15 protein-coding genes are annotated in these 17,934 nt (G+C 58.7%); 1 reads left to right on the top strand and 14 read right to left on the bottom strand.

Annotation, left to right across the window (positions count from 1 at the left end; genetic code table 11):
* Window positions 1-122 precede the first annotated feature (122 nt).
* The 9 genes from ACGHUK_RS02305 to ACGHUK_RS02265 form a co-directional block, all read right to left on the bottom strand.
* Window positions 123-1,310, bottom strand: a complete 1,188-nt coding sequence (locus ACGHUK_RS02305; protein ID WP_005944218.1) for a DEAD/DEAH box helicase — start codon at window positions 1,308-1,310, stop codon at window positions 123-125.
* A 256-nt stretch (window positions 1,311-1,566) separates the two neighbouring features.
* Window positions 1,567-1,872 (bottom strand): HU family DNA-binding protein, encoded by a 306-nt coding sequence (locus tag ACGHUK_RS02300; RefSeq protein ID WP_005944215.1) that lies wholly within the window; start codon window positions 1,870-1,872, stop codon window positions 1,567-1,569.
* A 219-nt stretch (window positions 1,873-2,091) separates the two neighbouring features.
* The gene (gene carB, locus ACGHUK_RS02295) at window positions 2,092-5,343 is read right to left on the bottom strand and encodes a carbamoyl-phosphate synthase large subunit (RefSeq protein WP_390574815.1); all 3,252 of its coding nucleotides are present in this window, start codon (window positions 5,341-5,343) and stop codon (window positions 2,092-2,094) included.
* A 1-nt stretch (window position 5,344) separates the two neighbouring features.
* Window positions 5,345-6,454 (bottom strand): carbamoyl phosphate synthase small subunit, encoded by a 1,110-nt coding sequence (locus ACGHUK_RS02290; RefSeq protein ID WP_097781370.1) that lies wholly within the window; start codon window positions 6,452-6,454, stop codon window positions 5,345-5,347.
* A 21-nt stretch (window positions 6,455-6,475) separates the two neighbouring features.
* Entirely contained in the window at window positions 6,476-7,069 is a 594-nt protein-coding gene (gene pyrE / locus ACGHUK_RS02285) for an orotate phosphoribosyltransferase (protein WP_005944207.1), read from the bottom strand.
* Between the two features lie 133 nt (window positions 7,070-7,202).
* Complete coding sequence (locus tag ACGHUK_RS02280) at window positions 7,203-8,129, bottom strand: dihydroorotate dehydrogenase (RefSeq protein WP_005944201.1); 927 nt, start codon at window positions 8,127-8,129, stop codon at window positions 7,203-7,205.
* Window positions 8,129-8,902 carry a dihydroorotate dehydrogenase electron transfer subunit gene (locus tag ACGHUK_RS02275; RefSeq protein WP_005944199.1) on the bottom strand — a complete coding sequence of 258 codons (774 nt, stop codon included), beginning with the start codon at window positions 8,900-8,902 and terminating at the stop codon, window positions 8,129-8,131. The genes ACGHUK_RS02280 and ACGHUK_RS02275 overlap by 1 nt, the downstream gene beginning before the upstream one ends.
* Window positions 8,883-9,749, bottom strand: coding sequence for an orotidine-5'-phosphate decarboxylase (pyrF, locus tag ACGHUK_RS02270; protein WP_005944198.1), 867 nt, complete (start codon window positions 9,747-9,749; stop codon window positions 8,883-8,885). The genes ACGHUK_RS02275 and pyrF overlap by 20 nt, the downstream gene beginning before the upstream one ends.
* A 57-nt stretch (window positions 9,750-9,806) precedes the next feature.
* Window positions 9,807-10,997, bottom strand: coding sequence for a dihydroorotase family protein (locus ACGHUK_RS02265; RefSeq protein WP_390574812.1), 1,191 nt, complete (start codon window positions 10,995-10,997; stop codon window positions 9,807-9,809).
* A gap of 494 nt (window positions 10,998-11,491) precedes the next feature.
* Here ACGHUK_RS02265 and epsC point away from each other — a divergent pair, with 494 nt between their 5' ends.
* The gene (gene epsC / locus ACGHUK_RS02260; RefSeq protein ID WP_005944190.1) at window positions 11,492-12,163 is read left to right on the top strand and encodes a serine O-acetyltransferase EpsC; all 672 of its coding nucleotides are present in this window, start codon (window positions 11,492-11,494) and stop codon (window positions 12,161-12,163) included.
* A 307-nt stretch (window positions 12,164-12,470) separates the two neighbouring features.
* Here epsC and ACGHUK_RS02255 read toward each other — a convergent pair whose 3' ends face one another.
* From ACGHUK_RS02255 to ACGHUK_RS02235, 5 genes are all read right to left on the bottom strand, one after another.
* Window positions 12,471-12,905: a DUF3842 family protein gene (locus ACGHUK_RS02255; RefSeq protein WP_044954000.1), complete on the bottom strand. Its 435-nt coding sequence runs from the start codon at window positions 12,903-12,905 to the stop codon at window positions 12,471-12,473.
* A gap of 8 nt (window positions 12,906-12,913) precedes the next feature.
* Window positions 12,914-14,302 (bottom strand): Sapep family Mn(2+)-dependent dipeptidase, encoded by a 1,389-nt coding sequence (locus ACGHUK_RS02250; protein WP_097781368.1) that lies wholly within the window; start codon window positions 14,300-14,302, stop codon window positions 12,914-12,916.
* 128 nt (window positions 14,303-14,430) lie between these two features.
* Window positions 14,431-14,916 carry a small multi-drug export protein gene (locus ACGHUK_RS02245; protein WP_005944184.1) on the bottom strand — a complete coding sequence of 162 codons (486 nt, stop codon included), beginning with the start codon at window positions 14,914-14,916 and terminating at the stop codon, window positions 14,431-14,433.
* Window positions 14,917-14,967: 51 nt separating this feature from the next.
* Window positions 14,968-15,720, bottom strand: coding sequence for an exodeoxyribonuclease III (locus ACGHUK_RS02240; protein WP_097781367.1), 753 nt, complete (start codon window positions 15,718-15,720; stop codon window positions 14,968-14,970).
* 19 nt (window positions 15,721-15,739) lie between these two features.
* A complete protein-coding gene (locus tag ACGHUK_RS02235; RefSeq protein ID WP_223388192.1) occupies window positions 15,740-17,116 on the bottom strand; it encodes an MATE family efflux transporter in 1,377 nt (458 codons plus the stop codon).
* Between the last annotated feature and the right edge of the window lie 818 nt (window positions 17,117-17,934).

Below are 17,934 nucleotides of genomic sequence, written 5' to 3'. Positions count from 1 at the left end.
TCGCAGACAGCCCCCTCGGAGATGGGGCCTTTGGCAAAACATAAAACTTTGCCGCACTGCCAAAGGCTCCCTCCTTGAGGGAGCTGGCGAGCGAATGCGAGACTGAAGGAGTTCTTATTTTATCAGAAGTAGCACTTGATCTGGAACCGGTCGGCGCTGTCCTGCTTTTTCTCCACCACAATGTGCTCATGGTTGAAGTCGAAGTGCACCGGGGTGCACAGGTCGGTATTGCGGGTCAAGCGCAGCAGTTCCTGCACCCGCTTTTTCTCCTCCGGCACATAGAACAGGTAGCTCACGCCCTCCTTTTTGGCACGGCCGGTGCGGCCGATGCGGTGGGTGTAATGTTCGTTCTCACTGGGCACATCGTAGTTGATCACGGCATCCACATCCGAAACATCGATGCCGCGGGCGGCAACGTCGGTGGCTACCAGAATGGCCAGCTTGCCGTCCCGGAAGTTCTGCATGATCTGGTTGCGCTCCTTCTGGGAGAGGTCGCCGTGGAGGCAGTCTACCGAGAAGCCCAGCCGTGCCAGCTGGTTGGCCAGAGTGGCAGTGTTGAACTTGGTATCGCAGAACACCATCACCCGCTTGTAATTCTCACCAATGATGATCTGTGCAAGGTCGGAAAGCTTGTTGCGGCCAGAGGTCTCCAGCATATACTGGGTGATCTTGGGCTGGCTTTCTTCCTTGGGCTGGACGGTGATCTCCTCGGCGTTGTGCTGGTACAGCCAGCCGATGTCCATTACCTCGCGGCTGATGGTGGCCGAGAACATGGAGAGGGACTTGCGGGCCTTCATCATTTCAATGATATGCCGCACATCCTTATAGAAGCCCATGTTCAGCATTTCGTCGGCCTCGTCCAGCACGATCTGGGTCACATGAGAGATATCAATGGAATGGTGCTTGTAGTGGTCCATCAGACGGCCCGGCGTTGCCACCACGATCTGGCAGCCCTCGGCAAGGCGCTTTGCCTGCTTTTCCATGTTGGCACCGCCGTACACGCAGGCCACCTGCACTTCGGGCATAAAATAGGTCAGCTCTTCCAGCTCCTGCGCGATCTGCTGGGCCAGCTCCCGGGTGGGGGCCATGATCACGGCCTGCGGGTACTTGTTTTCCGGTAAGATATGCTCCGCCACCGGGATGCCGAAGGCACAGGTCTTGCCGGTGCCGGTGGGGGCTTTTGCGATCACGTCATAGCCCGCCATCATGACGGGGATAGTCTTTTCCTGAATTTCGGTCATTTCGGCAAAGCCCATGCGCTCCACGGCCTTGTGGATGGCGTCGCTGCACTGCAACTCACTGTAAAGCATCTGATTCTCCGTTCCTTTGTCATTTTATATTCTGAACCCAGTATAGCATGAAATGCCGCACTTGTCAGCAGGTTCTTAACGAACTCCTTCCGTCATCGCTAATGCGATGCCACCTTCCTTCCAGAGGGAGACTTTTCCGCACGGCGAGGCTCCCTCTCCGAGGGAGCTGTTGAGCAAATGCGAAACTGAGGGAGTTCTAAACAAAAAGAGCTGCGCCCCGAGTGGAGGGCACAGCTCTTTGCATTTGATTTGAGGATCAGACAGCTTCCTCAGTCTTGGCAGCCTTGCCTGCTTCCAGCTTCTGCTTGAAGCGGCCGCTGGCCTTGAAGCCGGGGATGGAGGTGGACTCCAGACGGCTGGAAACCTTGGTCTTGGGGTTGGTGTAGGCCTTGGGCTTGCGGGGACGCATCTCAAAACGGCCAAAGCCTGCGATGGTCACCTTCTCGTCTGCGCGCAGGCAGTCGGCGATCTGGTCAAACATTGCATCCATCGTGGTCTCGACCTGTGCTTCGGTGAAGCCGGTCTTGCGTGCCACAGTCTCGATCATCTGGGAACGGGTCATGTATCTATATCCTCCTGGAGTGTCCAAAAGTAACGTCTTTTGGCAAATTTTGCGTTGTTGAGTATAACATAATTCACACACTGTTTGCGACAGATTGCGCACAAAACGTCATTTATTGCGCACGAACTTATGTAATCTCTATCCGTCCTTCACAAATACAGCGCCCGCTGTTTTGGCGGGCGCTGCAAAAAAGCATTTTACGGGTAATTCGTGAGGTAATTATTTGCGGTGATACAGGGTGGCAATATCCACCAGCGGGATATTTTCCAGACTGTGATCACTGCGCAGGCAGTTCACCAGAGCGTTGGCGGTATCCACTGCGGTGATGCAGGGGATGCTCAGCTCCACAGCCTTGCGGCGCAGGCGCACGGAGTCGCGCTTGGGGTCACGGCCCTTAGCGCTGGTAGAGAACACATAATCCACCAGACCGCTCTGCAGCAGGTCCACGATGTTGGGCGACTCGCCGGACATATTGCGCACCTCGTTGCAGGGCACCATGTGCTTGTTGAGCCATGCGCAGGTGCCGGAGGTACCGTACAGCTTGTAGCCCATGCTCTTGAGCTTCCATGCGATATCCACGAACTCCGGCTTGTCGCTGTCCTTCACGGTGAAGATGCAGCAGCTTGCAGGGCCGGGGGTCTTGAAGGTGTAGCCCGCGCCGATAAGGCCCTTGAGCAGGGCATCGTGGTAGTTGGGGGCAATGCCCAGCACTTCGCCGGTGGACTTCATCTCGGGGCCGAACTGGGTATCCACACCGTGCAGCTTTTCAAAGCTGAACACAGGCACCTTGACGGCCACATAAGGTGCGTTGGGGTGCAGGCCGGTGCCGTAGCCCATATCTGCCAGCTTTTCGCCCAGACAACAGCGCACTGCCAGATCCACCATGGGCACGCCGGTGACCTTGGAGATATACGGCACGGTACGGGAGGAACGGGGGTTCACCTCAATGACGTACACCTTGCCGTTGGAAACTGCGTACTGCACGTTCACCAGACCGTTGACATGCAGCTCGCGGGCAAAGCGGCCGGTGTAATCCACCATGGTGTCGATCTCGGCCTGAGTCAGGTGCTGTGCCGGGTAGACACAGATGGAGTCGCCGGAGTGCACACCGGTGCGCTCCACCTGCTCCATGATGCCGGGGATCAGGAAGTTTTCGCCGTCGCAGATGGCATCCACTTCGCACTCGGTGCCCAGAATATACTTATCCAGCAGCACAGGGTGATCCATGTCCACATGCTCGGTGATAACGCCCATGTACTCGATCACGTCCGCCTTGGTGTAGGCCACGATCATGTTCTGACCGCCCAGCACGTAGGAGGGACGCATCAGCACCGGCAGGCCGATCTCGTCGGCGGCAGCCAGAGCCTCGTCCAGATTAAAGACAGTGCGGCCCGGTGCGCGGGGGATTCTGCAGCGCTCCAGCAGCTCGTCGAAGCGCTCACGGTCCTCTGCTTCATCGATGGCATCTGCCGGGGTGCCCAGAATGGGCAGGCCGATCTCGTCCATGTGCTTTGCCAGCTTGATGGCGGTCTGGCCGCCGAACTGCACCACACAGGCATCCGGCTTCTCGGTGGCAATGATGTTGTCCACGCTCTCCGGGTTCAGCGGGTCAAAGTACAGACGGTCGCCGGTATCAAAGTCGGTGGAGACGGTCTCGGGGTTGTTGTTGACCAGAATGGCTTCGCAGCCGTGCTTCTTCAGGGTCCACACACAGTGCACCGAGCAGTAGTCGAACTCGATGCCCTGACCGATGCGGATAGGGCCGGAGCCAAAGACCAGCACCTTCTTTTTCCTGGGCTCGCCCTTGGCGGATGCTTCGGCTTCCTTCTCGGCAATGAACTCAGCAGCTTCGTTGTCGCCGTCGTAGGTGGAGTAGAAATAGGGGGTGTTGGCCGAGAACTCGGCAGCACAGGTATCCACCATCTTGAAGCCGGCGCGGTAGTTCTCCACAGGCAGGGTGTCCACCTGTGCCAGACGCTTGATGGTCTTATCCTGGAAGCCGTACTTCTTGGCAGTCTTGTACTGCTCTTCGGTCAGCACGCCGTTGCACTTAGCAAGACCCTTTTCCAGATCTGCCAGATGCTGCATCTTGTCCAAAAACCACCAGTCGATCTTGGTGATCTTGTAAATAGTCTCGTGGTCGATGCCGCGCTTGAGGGCCTCGTACACGCAGAACACGCGCTCCGCGTCCTGAACATGCATGTGGGCCACGATCTCGTCATCGGTCAGCTCCTCAAAGGGCTTGTGGGTCAGGGTATCCATGCCCAGCTCGATGGAGGAGACTGCCTTCATCATGGCAGCCTCGAAGCTGTTGCCAATGCTCATCACCTCGCCGGTGGCCATCATCTGGGTGCCCAGAGATTTGTCGGCGTAGACGAACTTATCAAAGGGCCACTTCGGGTACTTGACCACGATGTAGTCCAGCGCAGGCTCAAAGCAGGCGCAGGTCTTGCCAGTGACGTCGTTGGTGATCTCGTCCAGCGTGTAGCCAATGGCGATCTTGGTAGCCACCTTGGCAATGGGATAACCGGTGGCCTTGGAAGCCAGTGCGGAAGAGCGGGACACACGGGGGTTGACCTCGATGACCGCATAATCAAAACTGTCCGGTTTCAGGGCGAACTGGCAGTTGCAGCCGCCCTCGATGCCCAGTTCGGTGATGATGTCCAGCGCAGCGGTGCGCAGCATCTGGTACTCGTGGTCGGTCAGGGTCTGGGAGGGTGCCACGACCACCGAGTCACCGGTGTGGATGCCCACGGGGTCGAGGTTTTCCATGTTACACACGGTGATCACATTGCCCTTGTGGTCGCGCATGACCTCGTACTCGATCTCTTTCCAGCCGGCAATGCACTTTTCCACAAGGATCTGATGGATGGGGGAAAGGCGCAGGCCGTTGGTGCCGATCTCGATGAGCTTTGCCTTGTTCTCGCAGATGCCGCCGCCGGTGCCGCCCATGGTAAAGGCCGGACGCACGATGACCGGGTAGCCAATGCGGTCTGCACAGGCCAGAGCGTCCTGCAGCGTTTCCACCACCTCAGAGGGGATGATGGGCTGGTGCAGCTTTTCCATGGTCTCCTTGAACAGCTCGCGGTCCTCGGCCCGGTCGATGGTCTCGGGCTTGCAGGCCAGCAGACGGATGCCGGTGCGGTCCAGATAGCCGGAGCGGGCCAGCTCCATGGACAGATTCAGGCCCATCTGACCGCCGAGGTTCGGCAGCACGGAGTCCGGCTTTTCGATGTCCAGAATGCGCTCCACGACTTCCAGCGTCATGGGCTCGATGTAAACATGGTCGGCCACATCCGGGTCGGTCATGATGGTTGCGGGGTTGGAGTTCAGCAGAACGGTCTCGATGCCCTCTGCCTTCAGGGCGCGGCAGGCCTGCGTGCCGGAGTAGTCGAACTCCGCAGCCTGACCAATGATGATGGGGCCGGAGCCAATGACCAGCACCTTCTTGATTCTAGGGTCCTTCGGCATTTCAGCGTGCCTCCTTTTTTGCTGCTTTGACGTTGTTCAGGAAGCGGTCGAACAGAAACTCGGTATCCTTGGGGCCGCCGTTTGCTTCCGGGTGGAACTGCACGGTAAAGCAGTTCCACTTCTTGTACTTGATGCCCTCACAGGTGCCGTCGTTGGCGTTCACCTGTGCCACCTCGCCCATCTCGGCGGGCAGCTCGTCGCCCACCACAGCGTAGCCGTGGTTCTGGCTGGTGATGAAGGTGCGGCCGGACTCAAAGTCGGTCACGGGCTGGTTGGCACCGCGGTGGCCGTATTTGAGCTTCATGGTCTTGGCACCGGCTGCCAGAGCACTCAGCTGGTGGCCCAGACAGATGCCGAAGGTGGGGATGTTCAGCTCAAAGATGTGCTTGAGGTTCTCGATGACCTCCACGGGTTCCGCCGGGTCGCCGGGACCATTGGACAGCATGATGCCGTCCGGAGCAAGGGCCTTGATTTCCTCTGCCGTTGCAAAGGCGGGCATGACCGTCACCTTGCAGCCGCGCTTGACAAGGCAGCGCACGATGTTGCGCTTGCAGCCGTAGTGCATCAGCACGATATGGGTCTCGCCCTGCGGGTTGAACACCTCGGGGGCAGCGCAGGTCACGTTCTTCACCGCATCGGTGACGGCGTAGGCGCGGATCTGGGCCAGCAGAGCCTCGGTCTCGGCCTTGTTGGCCGGGTCGGCGGGGTCGAAGGTGGTCAGGATGGCACCGTTCATCACACCGCTCTCGCGGATGATGCGGGTCAGGTGGCGGGTGTCGATGCCCTCAATGCCGATGGTGTTGTTCTTTTTCAAAAAGCTGTCCAGCGTTTCCTCGCAGCGCCAGTTGGAGGGGGTGGTGCAGGCCTCGCGCACGATGTAGCCCTTTGCCCAGATGCGGTCGGACTCCATGTCGTCCTTATTCATGCCGTAGTTGCCGATAAGGGGGTAGGTCTGGGTGATGATCTGGCCATAGTAGCTGGGGTCGGTCAGGGTCTCCTGAAAGCCCACCATGCCGGTGGCAAAGACCACCTCGCCCACGGTGACGCCCTCGGCACCCACCGACTGGCCGGCAAAGACCATGCCATTTGCCAAAAGAAGATATGCGTTCATAGTTTTCCTCGTTTCAACACATTACAGGGTCTGCTTTGCTTCCTGCTTCATCTTGCGGCTGCCCAGATGCACCAGCGGCAGCTTGCCTTCCTTGCAGATGGGGCACTCTTCCGGTGCGTAGTTGGGCAGATCCAGCTTGAGGGCGCTTGCCACGATGGGAATGGGAGACGGAGCCTCGGGCTTGGTGCGGTCCACCACGCAGGTGATGCCCACGCAGATGCCGCCGTTCTCCTCAATGACCCGCTTGGTCTCCAGAGAGGAGATGCCGGTGGTGACCACGTCCTCAGCGATGAGGCACTTCTCACCCGGGTGGATGGCGAAGCGCTTCAGGGTCATCACATTGTCCACGCGCTCGGTAAAGATGGCGCGCTTGCCGGTCTGGCGGGCCAGCTCGTAGGCGTACACGATGCCGCCCATGGCCGGGCCGACGATCACATCCACGTCCATTTCCTTGACCTTATCTGCCACGGTCTTCATCACCTCGGCGCAGCGGTCGGGGTACTGCTGCAGGTAGGCCATCTGGCAGTATGCGCTGGAATGGCGGCCGGAGGACAGCAGGAAGTGGCCTTCCAGGAACGCGTCACAGCTCTTCAGGATCTCAAGTGCTTCACTCATTGTACTTCTCCCTCTCTTTTATAAAAATGTCTTTTGAACGGTATTGTACCACGCTTTTGCGTGATTTGCAAATTTATGCAGTGGCTTTGTTTTTATGCGTATAAATCAGCATTTTGCTGGTATATCAATTGGATTATTCAGCATTCCGGGCACATCCGCGGATCTCGTCCAGCGTTTTCACGCCGTTCTTGTCCATCCATGCGGCCATCTCGTCGGCAATGGTCTCCATGGCGCGGGGGTTGGCAAAGTTTGCGGCACCCACCTGCACCGCCGCAGCACCGGCCATAATGAACTCCAGTGCGTCACGGCCCGTGGCGATGCCGCCCAGACCCACCACCGGGATGTTCACAGCGCCCACGGCCTGCCACACCATGCGCAGGGCAATGGGCCGCACCGCCGGGCCGGACAGGCCCGCAAAGATGTTGTTGAACACCGGGCGGCGCTTTTCCAGATCGATGGCGCAGGCCTGGAAGGTGTTGGTCAGGCTGATGGCATCCGCACCGGCGGCTTCCACGGCCTTGCACATCTCAGGGATGTTCTCGGCCTGCGGGCTCAGCTTGACCATCAGGGGCTTTTTGCAGGCAGCGCGCACCATGCGCACCACCTCACCGGCAGCTTCGGCTTTCACGCCGTAGGCCATGCCGCCCACCTTGACGTTTGGGCAGGAGATGTTCAGCTCCACGATGTCCACTGCGCTGTCGCTCAGCATCGCGGCACCTTCCACATACTCTTCCTCACTGTGGCCGCCAAGATTAGCGATGGCCACCGTGCCGTACTTCTGCTTCAGTTCCAGCATCTCGGGCAGCTCCACGTCAATGAAGTGCTGCACGCCGGGGTTCTGCAGGCCGATGCTATTGATGAGGCCGGAGGGGGTCTCCCACAGGCGCTCGCCCTTGTTGCCGTACTGGCCGTGCAGGGTCAGGCCCTTGCCGGAGATGCCGCCGATCTTGGCAAAGTCTGCCAGCTCTTCGTACTCCACACCGTAGCCCACAGTGCCGGATGCGCCGATGACCGGGCTGTTCATCACAAAGCCCAGCAGGTTGGTTTTCAGGTCAGCCATCAGAAGAACACCTCCGTTGCATCAAATACCGGGCCGTTCTTGCACACGCTCTTGCCCTCGCCGCCCCTGGTCTCGCAGGTGCAGCCAAGGCAGGCACCAATGCCGCAGGCCATCTTCTTTTCCATGCTCACAAAGCAGGGGGTGCCCTTCTCGGCACACAGGCGGGCAGCGTTCTTCATCATGACCGTGGGGCCGCACACCAGCACCACATCGTAGTCGGCGGGGTCGTACAGCTGGGTGACAAAGCCGTGGAAGCCCACTGCGCCGGTGTCGGTGGACACCTTGACAAGGTTTGCGATCTCGCGGTACTCCTCCATGCAGTAGGGGGCATCCCGGAAGCCGAAGAACACATCCGGCTTCACACCTGCCGCTGCCAGTTCACGGGTGAGCTGGAACATGGGCGCGGTGCCGATGCCGCCGCCCACCACAGCGATCTTTTTGTACTTGCTCAGGATGTCCGGCACATCAAAGCCGTTGCCCATAGGGCCGGTGAGCTGGAAGGTATCCTTCATTTTGAGTTGCGCGATCTTTTCAGTGCCCTCGCCCACCACCTGATACAGAAACTCGATGGTGCTGCTGTCCGGGTTCCAGCGGTGCACGCTGATGGGCCGGGACAGGAAGGGGGCTTCGTCTGCGCCCCATGCACGCAGGGTAAAGAACTGGCCTGCGTGGGGTGCGTGATCGCGGTCCGGCCAGACCACCGTCAGCAGGCGGATGTCCGGGGCAATGACCTCATTGCGCAGAACAGTGGCTTCACAGCAGGCTGCACGCATGAGCAATGGCCTCCTTCATATTCACACATTCGTTGTAAGCGGCTTCGTCAAAGGCAGTGCCCGGCTGCTTCTTATAGGCCAGCAGGATGCCGCGGCTGGAGTTGACCACGCCGCCGTTGCCCTTGGTAAGGTACTGGGCAATGTCCTCGGCCTTGCCGCCTTGTGCGCCGTAGCCGGGGATCAGGAAGAAGCTGTCCTGATACTTTGCACGGATCTCGGTGGCCTCCTCGATGTGGGTGCCGCCGATAACCAGACCGATGGAGGAGTAGCCGTGCTCGCCCATGTAGTCCTTGCCCAGAGCGTTCAGCTTGTCGCCCACCAGATCGTAGACGTGGCGGCCGTCGGCCAGCTTCTCATACTCAAAGTCCTTGGCACCGCCGTTGGAGGTGCGGCAGAGCACGAACATGCCCTTGCCCTGCTTTTCGGCGTAGGGTAGGTAGGGGCTGATGGAGTCCAGACCCATATAGGGTGCCAGCGTGACGAAATCACTCTCGAAATCGCCGGTAAAGTGACCCATGGCGTACATCTCGGCGGTCTTGGCAATGTCGCCGCGCTTGATGTCGGCGATCACCGGCACACCGGCCTCGCGCACAGCCTTCAGGGTGTCGGCGTAGGCCTTCATGCCCTCAAGGCCCAGAGACTCGTAGTAAGCGATCTGCACCTTGTAGCAGCCTGCCACGGCCTTGGTGGCGTCGATGAGCTTCCTGTTGAAGCGCACGATGTTTTCGCCGCGGGACAGGGTGCTGTCCACGAAATCCTCGGGTAGGTAGCTGAAATCGGTATCCAGACCTACGCACACCGGGCCGCGGGCTTCCACAGCTTCGTACAGTTTGTCCATGTTGGTCATTGTGGGTTCCTCCTGTTTGCTCTCTTATTGATTCTTATCTTATATAGTATTGTTTTTTCAATCCTCTGCCTGATAGGTCAGCTTGCCACCCTTGATGGTGGCGCAGACCTTGCCAAACAGCTGGGCACCATCGAACGGGGTGTTGTGAGATTTGGAGTGCAGCTTGTCCTTGTCCACGGTGTAGGGGGTATCCAGATCTACCAGCACCATGTCGGCATCGTAGCCCGGCTCCAGCTGGCCCTTGGCAAGGCCCAGAATTTCTGCCGGGCGGGTGCTCATCAGGTGCACCAGCACTTCCAGCGGCAGGCCTTCCTGCTTGCAGAGCTTGGTGTAGCAGACACCGAAAGCGGTCTCACTGCCCACCATACCGGCCATGCCCTTGAGCTTGTCCTCTTCGGAGTGGGGCGCGTGGTCGGTTGCAATGGCATCCACGATGCCGGTGCGGATGCCGTCCACCAGCGCCTGCACATCGTCGGCGGTGCGGATGGGCGGGTTCACACGGTAATCGCAGGTATCATTGGTGAACCACAGGTGATGCGGGGTCACCTCGCAGGTGACGGGTGCCCCCCGCAGCTTTGCCATCTGGATGGCATCCAGCGCACCGCGGGTGGACACGTGGCACATGTGCAGCTTGGTCTGGTAGTATTCGCTCAGCCAGCAGTTGCGCACCGTCTCGATGTCCTCAGCCAGACGGTAGTCCCACGGGCTGATCTCCATATCCTCGGCATGGCTCATCACGGTGATATCCTTCTGGGTGCAGATGGCGAAAGCCTTTGCCATGGTGGCATTGTCCTGCACGCCGTGGCCGTCCTCGGTGATGAACTTCACACCGGCAGGCAGGGTCTTGAGGTGGTCGATGCTCACACCGTCAAAGTTCTCGGTGATGGAGACGGTCTGGTTCACATCGCACAGGCCTACTTCGGCAGCCTTCTGCTCCACCATGAACGCCTGTGCCGCAGAAGAGCACACCGGCTTTGTGTTGGGCATCAGGTTCACGAAGGTGTAACCGCCGGCGGCTGCGGCGCGGCTGCCGGTCTCGATGTCCTCCTTGTACTCAAAGCCCGGGGTGCGCCAGTGGCAGTGCAGGTCCACAAAGGCGGGCAGCACGGTCAGCCCGCCGGCATCAATGACCGTTTCGTTCTCCCCGGCCAGTGCCTCCAGCTCCTGACCTACAGCAGCGATCCTGCCGTCCTTTACAAAAATCTCAAGCGGTCTTCCTTCGGTGTTCACAGCATTTACAAGCAGCATCGCAGTTCCCTCCTGATTTGCGTTTGTCTGGTTCGGCTTTCCGGCTTACGGGCAAAAAAAACTTTTCCCCGCAAAGGGAAAAGCTCATTCCACAAAAAAAGGAAACAACGAACCCACGGCAAAACCGGATGCGAACTGCTTGTTCAGTTTGGTGCACATCGCGCTTTTCTGCATGGTGCTGTCTCCTTTTATAAGTCTGGAATCTTTTCATAATATTTTAGCATAGAAGCGCGAAATGTGTCAATGCTTCCGCATATATTTTGTTGCAAAAAGGTTTGCCGCTTCCCTCCCGGAATTTTAGCTACTCTACCCAAAAGCAGTTTTTCCCCGCCAGATTCAGGGTTAGTCATGTCAATTCCTAGCATATTGCTGTACATTCCCGTCCGGGTGTGCTATTATAATATGGTCAAAAGAGTCAGAGGCTGTTTTCATGGCAGAGGCGTGATTTTTATTCAGAGCAGCTTCATCGGAATCAGGAAAGAGAGGGTTTTCCCATGGGTTTGTTGGAGGACGCGCGGAACATCCAGCGCAAGGACCCCGCTGCACGCAACGTGCTGGAGGTCATTTTGCTGTATCCGGGCTTTCACATTCTGGTGTATCACCGCATTGCGCACTGGCTATACCAGCACAAGCGGTTCTTTCTGGCCCGGTGGGTCAGCCAGCATGGCCGCCGCCGCACCGGCATCGAGATCCACCCCGGTGCCACCATCGGCAGATGCCTGTTCATTGATCACGGCATGGGCATCGTGTTCGGCGAGACCTGCGAGATCGGGGACAACTGCACCATCTACCACGGTGTCACTCTGGGCGGCACCGGCAAGGACACCGGCAAGCGCCACCCCACTCTGGGCAACAACGTGCTGATCGGTGCAGGCACCAAGGTCCTTGGCCCGGTGTATATCGGGGACAACTCCCGCATCGGCGCAGGCAGCGTGGTGCTGCGCAATCTGCCTGCCAACTGCACCGCTGTGGGCGTGCCCGCCGAGGTGGTGCGCATCAACAACAAGGCCGTGAACCCGGCGGACGATCTGGACCAGCAGGATCTGCCGGATATCGTAGCCCAGCGCCTGACCGATCTGGACCGCCGTCTCGGCGCGCTGGAAAACGCTGCGCAGGGCGACACCCCGCCCACGGCAGCACAGATCGCCGCACGACAGAAGTCGTAACGATTCAGAATGCCCTCCGCTCTCGCTCTGGGCATTATTCAAGGAATTTATATTTTTTAGATGCAAGTCGGAAAATCCTGCGGGATTTTCCGACTTGCCTTTTCACTGGAGCGGGCACAATGAAGAAGTGGCCTGTTTCCCGGCTGTGCGGCTGTTTCCGCAGGAAACAAGCACAGACAGATCAAGTTTCCCTCTTGGACCCTTTCCGTGAAAATGCAACAGCGGACAGCCCGCAGGCTGTCCGCTGTTGCTCTATTATAAGATATTTTTCCGCTGAAGGTGCCCAGAGCGCAAGCGGAGGGCATTTTCAATAAACCCTTTTTCCGCAGCCTTCCCCGGCGCAGAGAGCTTTCACCTTCTGCACCGCAGCGGCCACCAGATCGCTGATGGGCTGCTCCGGCACACCCACGATATAGTTTTCGCAGTGGTTCACCGGGATGAGCACCCGCGTCGCATGGCTCTGGCACACGGCTGTGGCCATGGCGGGCGTGATCTCGCCCAGCAGTGCATCCGCAACGACGATGCCGATGGGCCCCACGATGATATCCGCGCTGCGGCAGTTCACCACCACGGCGTTCTCGCCGGTGGCGGCACGCGGGGCACCGGCCTTGCGCATGGCGTTTGCCGCCAGACTGTTGGTGCCCACCGCAGTGAGCCGGGCCTCCGGACACTGCGTGCTCAGGGCTGCCACCAGCTGTTTGCCAAGGCCCCCGCCCTGCCCGTCGATGACGAGCACATTCATCGGCTGCATCAGAAGTCGATCTCCTCAAGGCGCAGCAGCGCGATGATATAGATCTTCACGGCTTCCAGCAGCTTGTCAATGGGTGCAGCTTCGTTTGCACCGTGCATCGGGCCGCCGAACTCCGGCAGCGGCAGGTCCACATGCTCGGGGCCGAAGCTGACAGCATAGGGGAAGTGGCGGGCATAGGTGCCGCCGCCCATGGTGAAGGGCTTAGCGTTCTCGCCGGTCACTTCGTTGTAGGTGTTGATGCAGGCCAGAATGGCGGGGCTGTCGGCTTCAATATAGAAGGGCTCGGCAGCGGTCACATCGCGCAGCTCAGCGCCATCGCCCAGTGCGGCACGGATCTGCTCGGTCATCTTTTTGCCGTTGGTGCAGGTGGGGAAGCGGCTGTCCATGGTCTGGAAAATGCGGCCATCTTCCATGTAGATGCGGCCGCCGATCACGGTCAGCGGGCCAAAGGGGCCGTCGGCGCAGTTGATGCCCAGACCCTCACCGGCGGTGGAAGCGTGCAGCTTGCGCACGGCCTCCAGATAGGCGCGCTCGGTCTCATTGCACAGGTCATTGTCCAGCAGGTAGTTCACCACCAGACCAATGGCGTTCACGGTGCCCTGCGGCATGGCTGCGTGGCCGGACTTGCCCCAGCCGCGGATGCGCACGCCGTCGCCTTCCGGCTCCAGCGTGATGTTGGGGGCATTCTTCAGCTTAGAGATGTCGGTCCTGACCAGCGCGCTTGCACGGTCGGGCACGGCGTTGTTTGCCACGCCGCCCTCGATCTCCACGATGACGCCGTTGCACACCGGGCTGACGATCTTGGCACCGAACAGGCCCTTCTCGCCGTTGCACACCGGGAACTCGGCATCCGGGGTAAAGCAGAAAGCGGGAGCCGGGTAGTTTTTGAGGTAGTAGTCCACATCCTGCATGTGGGTCTCCTCGTTGGTGCCTGCCAGTGCGCGGATGGGGTAGCGCAGCTCATAGCCCTGCTCCTTGAGGAACTTCAGGGCATACAGGGTAGCCACCATGGGGCCTTTGTCGTCGGCAACGCCGCGGCCCAGCAGCCAGCCGTCCTGAATGCGCATGGTGAAGGGGTCGGCCGTCCAGCCGTTGCCCACGGGCACCACGTCCACATGGCAGATGGTCGCCAGATACTTTTCAGGGTCCTTGCCGGCCAGCTCTGCATAGCCGATGTAGTTTTCGCAGTTGCGGGTGGCAAAGCCCATGCCCGCAGCCAGCTCCAGCGTCTTGTCCAGCGCTGCACGGGGGCCTGCGCCGAAGGGTGCACCCTCTTCCGGGGTGCCCTCTACGCTGTTGACTGCCACCAGAGCGGCAATATCCTTCAGCAGCTGTTCCTTGTTTTGCGCAATATATGCGTCGATTTTCTGATTCAGTGCCTGATCCATGATCTTATCGTTCCTTTCCGTCCGGCAGCTTTTCGCCGCCGGTTCCAAAACACATTTTTATTTTAGCATACTCGGCGGCAAAATGCCATTGTCAATTGTTGTTCTTTGCCAGAACACAGTCTTTTTTCTCAGCCCACCGAGAACAGGGTGCTCAGCGCACCCAGCAGGCCCGCGCTGGCCAGACCCATGATGATGCCCGCCAGCAGCACGCCGCCCATGCAGGCCTTGACCACGTCCTTGAACTTCATATCCAGGATCGAACCCGCCAGCGTGCCGGTCCACGCGCCGGTGCCCGGCAGCGGGATACCCACGAACAGCAGCAGCGCCACCACAAGGCCGCGGCCCGCCTTGGCTTCCAGTGCGCGGCCGCCTTTCTCGCCTTTGACGATGCAGAACTTGCAGATGGGCCCGATAAGGGGCTTGTGGTAGCCCCAGATCAGGAATTTGCGTGCAAACAGATAGATGAACGGCACCGGGATCATGTTGCCCACCACGCACACCAGATAGGTGGGCAGGATGGGCAGGCCCATGCCAAGCCCGATGGGGATGGCTCCGCGCAGTTCAATGAGCGGCACCATGGAAACAAAAAATACCAGCAGATAGCTTTTGAGCATAGAGTCTCCTTTTTCCTGCTCTTTCCGGGAGAGCAGGCATTTTTTTACAGGTTACAGGTCAATGTCCAGCTCCACCGGGCAGTGGTCTGAGCCGAAGATCTCGTTGTGGATCTCCGCCGCGCGGATCTTATCGGCAATGCGGCGGGACACGATGAAGTAATCGATGCGCCAGCCCGCATTCTTCTCGCGGGCGTGGAAGCGGTAGCTCCACCAGCTGTACTTCACCTCGTCCGGGTGCAGCACGCGGAAGCTGTCGGCAAAGCCTGCGTCCAGCAGTTCGGTCATTTTACCGCGCTCCTGATCGGTAAAGCCTGCGCTCATGTGGTTGGTCTTGTCGTTCTTGATGTCGATCTCTCTATGGGCAACATTCAGATCGCCGCACAGGATCACCGGCTTTTTTGCGTCCAGTGCCAGCAGGTAGGCACGGAAGGCATCCTCCCACTCCATGCGGTAGTCCAGACGCTTCAGCCCATCCTGACTGTTGGGGGTATAGCAGTTCACCAGCCAGAACCCCGGGTATTCCAGCGTGAGCACACGGCCCTCGTGGTCGTGCTGCTCAATGCCAATGCCGGCGGTCACGGTCAGCGGCTGCTCACGGCACCAGCAGGCCGTGCCGGAGTAGCCCTTCTTCTCGGCAGAATAGGTATACTCGGTGTAGCCATCCGGCGCAAAATCCGCCTGACCGGGCTGCATCTTGGTCTCCTGCACCGAAAAGATATCGGCATCCAGAGCCGCAAAGCTCTCGGCAAAGCCATGGGTCAGGCAGGCGCGCAGGCCGTTGACGTTCCAGCTGATCAGTTTCATAAGTATACTCCTCTTTATGTTATGCCTGATATTTGGTTTTCCATACACCGCTGCGGAAGCGGAGCACAAAGCATGTCACGCGGCAAACCCAGTCAATGATCATTGCGATCCACACGCCCACAGCGCCCCAGCCCATGCGCACGCACAGCAGGTAGCTGAAGCCCAGCCGCCACACCGCCATGCTCAGGATGGACACGATCATGGTGAACTTCACATCGTTGGCTGCACGCAGGGCGTTGGGCAGCACGAAGGACAGGGTCCACAGCAGGATGGCAAAGCCTGCATGGATACGTACCAGCAGCTCAGAAAGCACCATCGTCTCACCGGACAGCGCGTAGATGCCGATGAGCTTGTGCAAAAACAGCAGGATGGCACCGTTGGAAAGACTCATTGCGATGTAAGACCACACCGTCAGCTTGCGGGTATAATAAACAGCCTGCTCGTCGTCCCGCGCACCGATGCAGCGGCCCACCACCGTGATCATGGCAAGGCTGAGGGCCTTGCCGGGGATCACGCCCATGCCGTCCAGATTGTTTGCCACGGCGTTTGCTGCGATCTGCACTGTGCCGAAGGTGGAGATCATGCTCACCACCAGAATGCGTCCAGCCTCGAACAGGCTGTTCTCAAAGGCGGACGGGATGCCGATGCCCAGAATGCGCTTTGTCATCTTTGCATCCAGCCGGGTGGTCTTGGGCACCGTGATGGCATTGCCCTTCTGGTAGCACTTGCGCAGGATAAGGGCCGCTGCCACCACACGAGACAGCACGCTGGGCCATGCAACGCCGTCTACACCCATTTTAAATCCGAAGATGCACACTGCGTTGCCCACAATGTTGATCACGTTCATCAAAAAGCTGATCTGCATGGAGATCTTGGAGTTGCCCATGCTGCGGAACAGTGCCGCACCGCCGTTATACAGTGCCAGAAACGGATAACTGATGGCGATGATACGCAGGTACAGCACGCTGGCATCCAGCACATCGGCATCGATGGCACCGTAGAACAGCCGGATCATCGGCCTTGCAAAAACAAAACAGAATGCCCCCACCAGCAAACCGAATACGCCGCTGAGCAAAAGCAGCTGGCCAGAGCTTGCATCGGCCTCCTTCTGCTCCCGCGCACCCAAAAACTGGCTTACCACCACTGCGCCGCCAGTGGCCAGCGCCGCAAACAGCACGATGATGAGGTTGTTGATCATGTCCACAAGGCTGACACCGGAAATGGCCGCTTCGCCGCAGCGGGACACCATCATGGTATCGGCCATACCCACGGTCACTTCCAGCAGCTGCTCCACCAGCAGCGGGCCGGTCAGCAGCAGCAGTTCCTTTTGTGTGAACAGCGGCTTCCGCCCTCCGAAGAGCGGCTTTTTTGTTCCGCTCACCGCCTGATTTTCCATTGATATGCTCCTTTCCCCGTGCCGGGCCATCCCGCTCGGACACATACGCCCACCCTTCGCAGGGCAGACTTCCCATTGAATGTATTCATCTTAGCACACGGGCCGGTTCTTGTAAAGAACTGTCGCATTCTGCGTCTTTTTTGCCGCCGTTCCGGGCCGCACCGGCTCATTTTTATGCTTGTTCGTCAGTTTGCCGGGAACTTTTCGTTGAATTTGTGCGTTTCTCCAAAAATGCGATTTTTCGCACGTTTATCGGTGAAAAATCGAAAAAAGGGCTTGTAATTCTTCCAAAAAAGTGGTATGTTGTATCCAACAAAGGCACTACGTTGGATACATGGACTTCTACGAGCGGTTCTTCGCTCAGCACAAAACCTTTGTTCTTAAAATTGCTATTTTCTTCATTTACCTTCTTATCATTTACCCTGCCTGCCCCGCAAGGGGCAAGAAAAGCGATGACTCAACCTGCACGAGTCACCGCTTTTTCTTTTTGTCTGTGCTATCGCAGGCCTAACCATTTAAATGCCCTCCGTTTCACTCTGGGCATTTTCAGCGGAAAAATATTTTTATATTTGCAAATCAGGAATGACTGCGGTCATTCCTGATTTGCTTTTTCACGGGAAGGGGCCGTGGCGAGTAGCTGCATCTGCTGGCGCTCGCTCCCCTGCGGGGAGCTGTCGCACAGCGACTGAGGGGCCTTGAAATCGGCGCAACACAAAAAATCCTTTAGCGGAGCGACTTGGATTTTTTGTATGGAGCCCAACAACTTTGGGGTTACTAGGGGCGTGCAGCCCCTAGTTTGCAACGGCGACGACCGCGGC

The organism is Faecalibacterium sp. i25-0019-C1 (genome assembly GCF_042854225.1).
GTDB classification, from domain to species: domain Bacteria; phylum Bacillota; class Clostridia; order Oscillospirales; family Ruminococcaceae; genus Faecalibacterium; species Faecalibacterium taiwanense.
The sequence above is the reverse complement of the archived record's forward strand: the minus strand, read 5'-3'. Positions and strand labels throughout refer to the sequence as shown.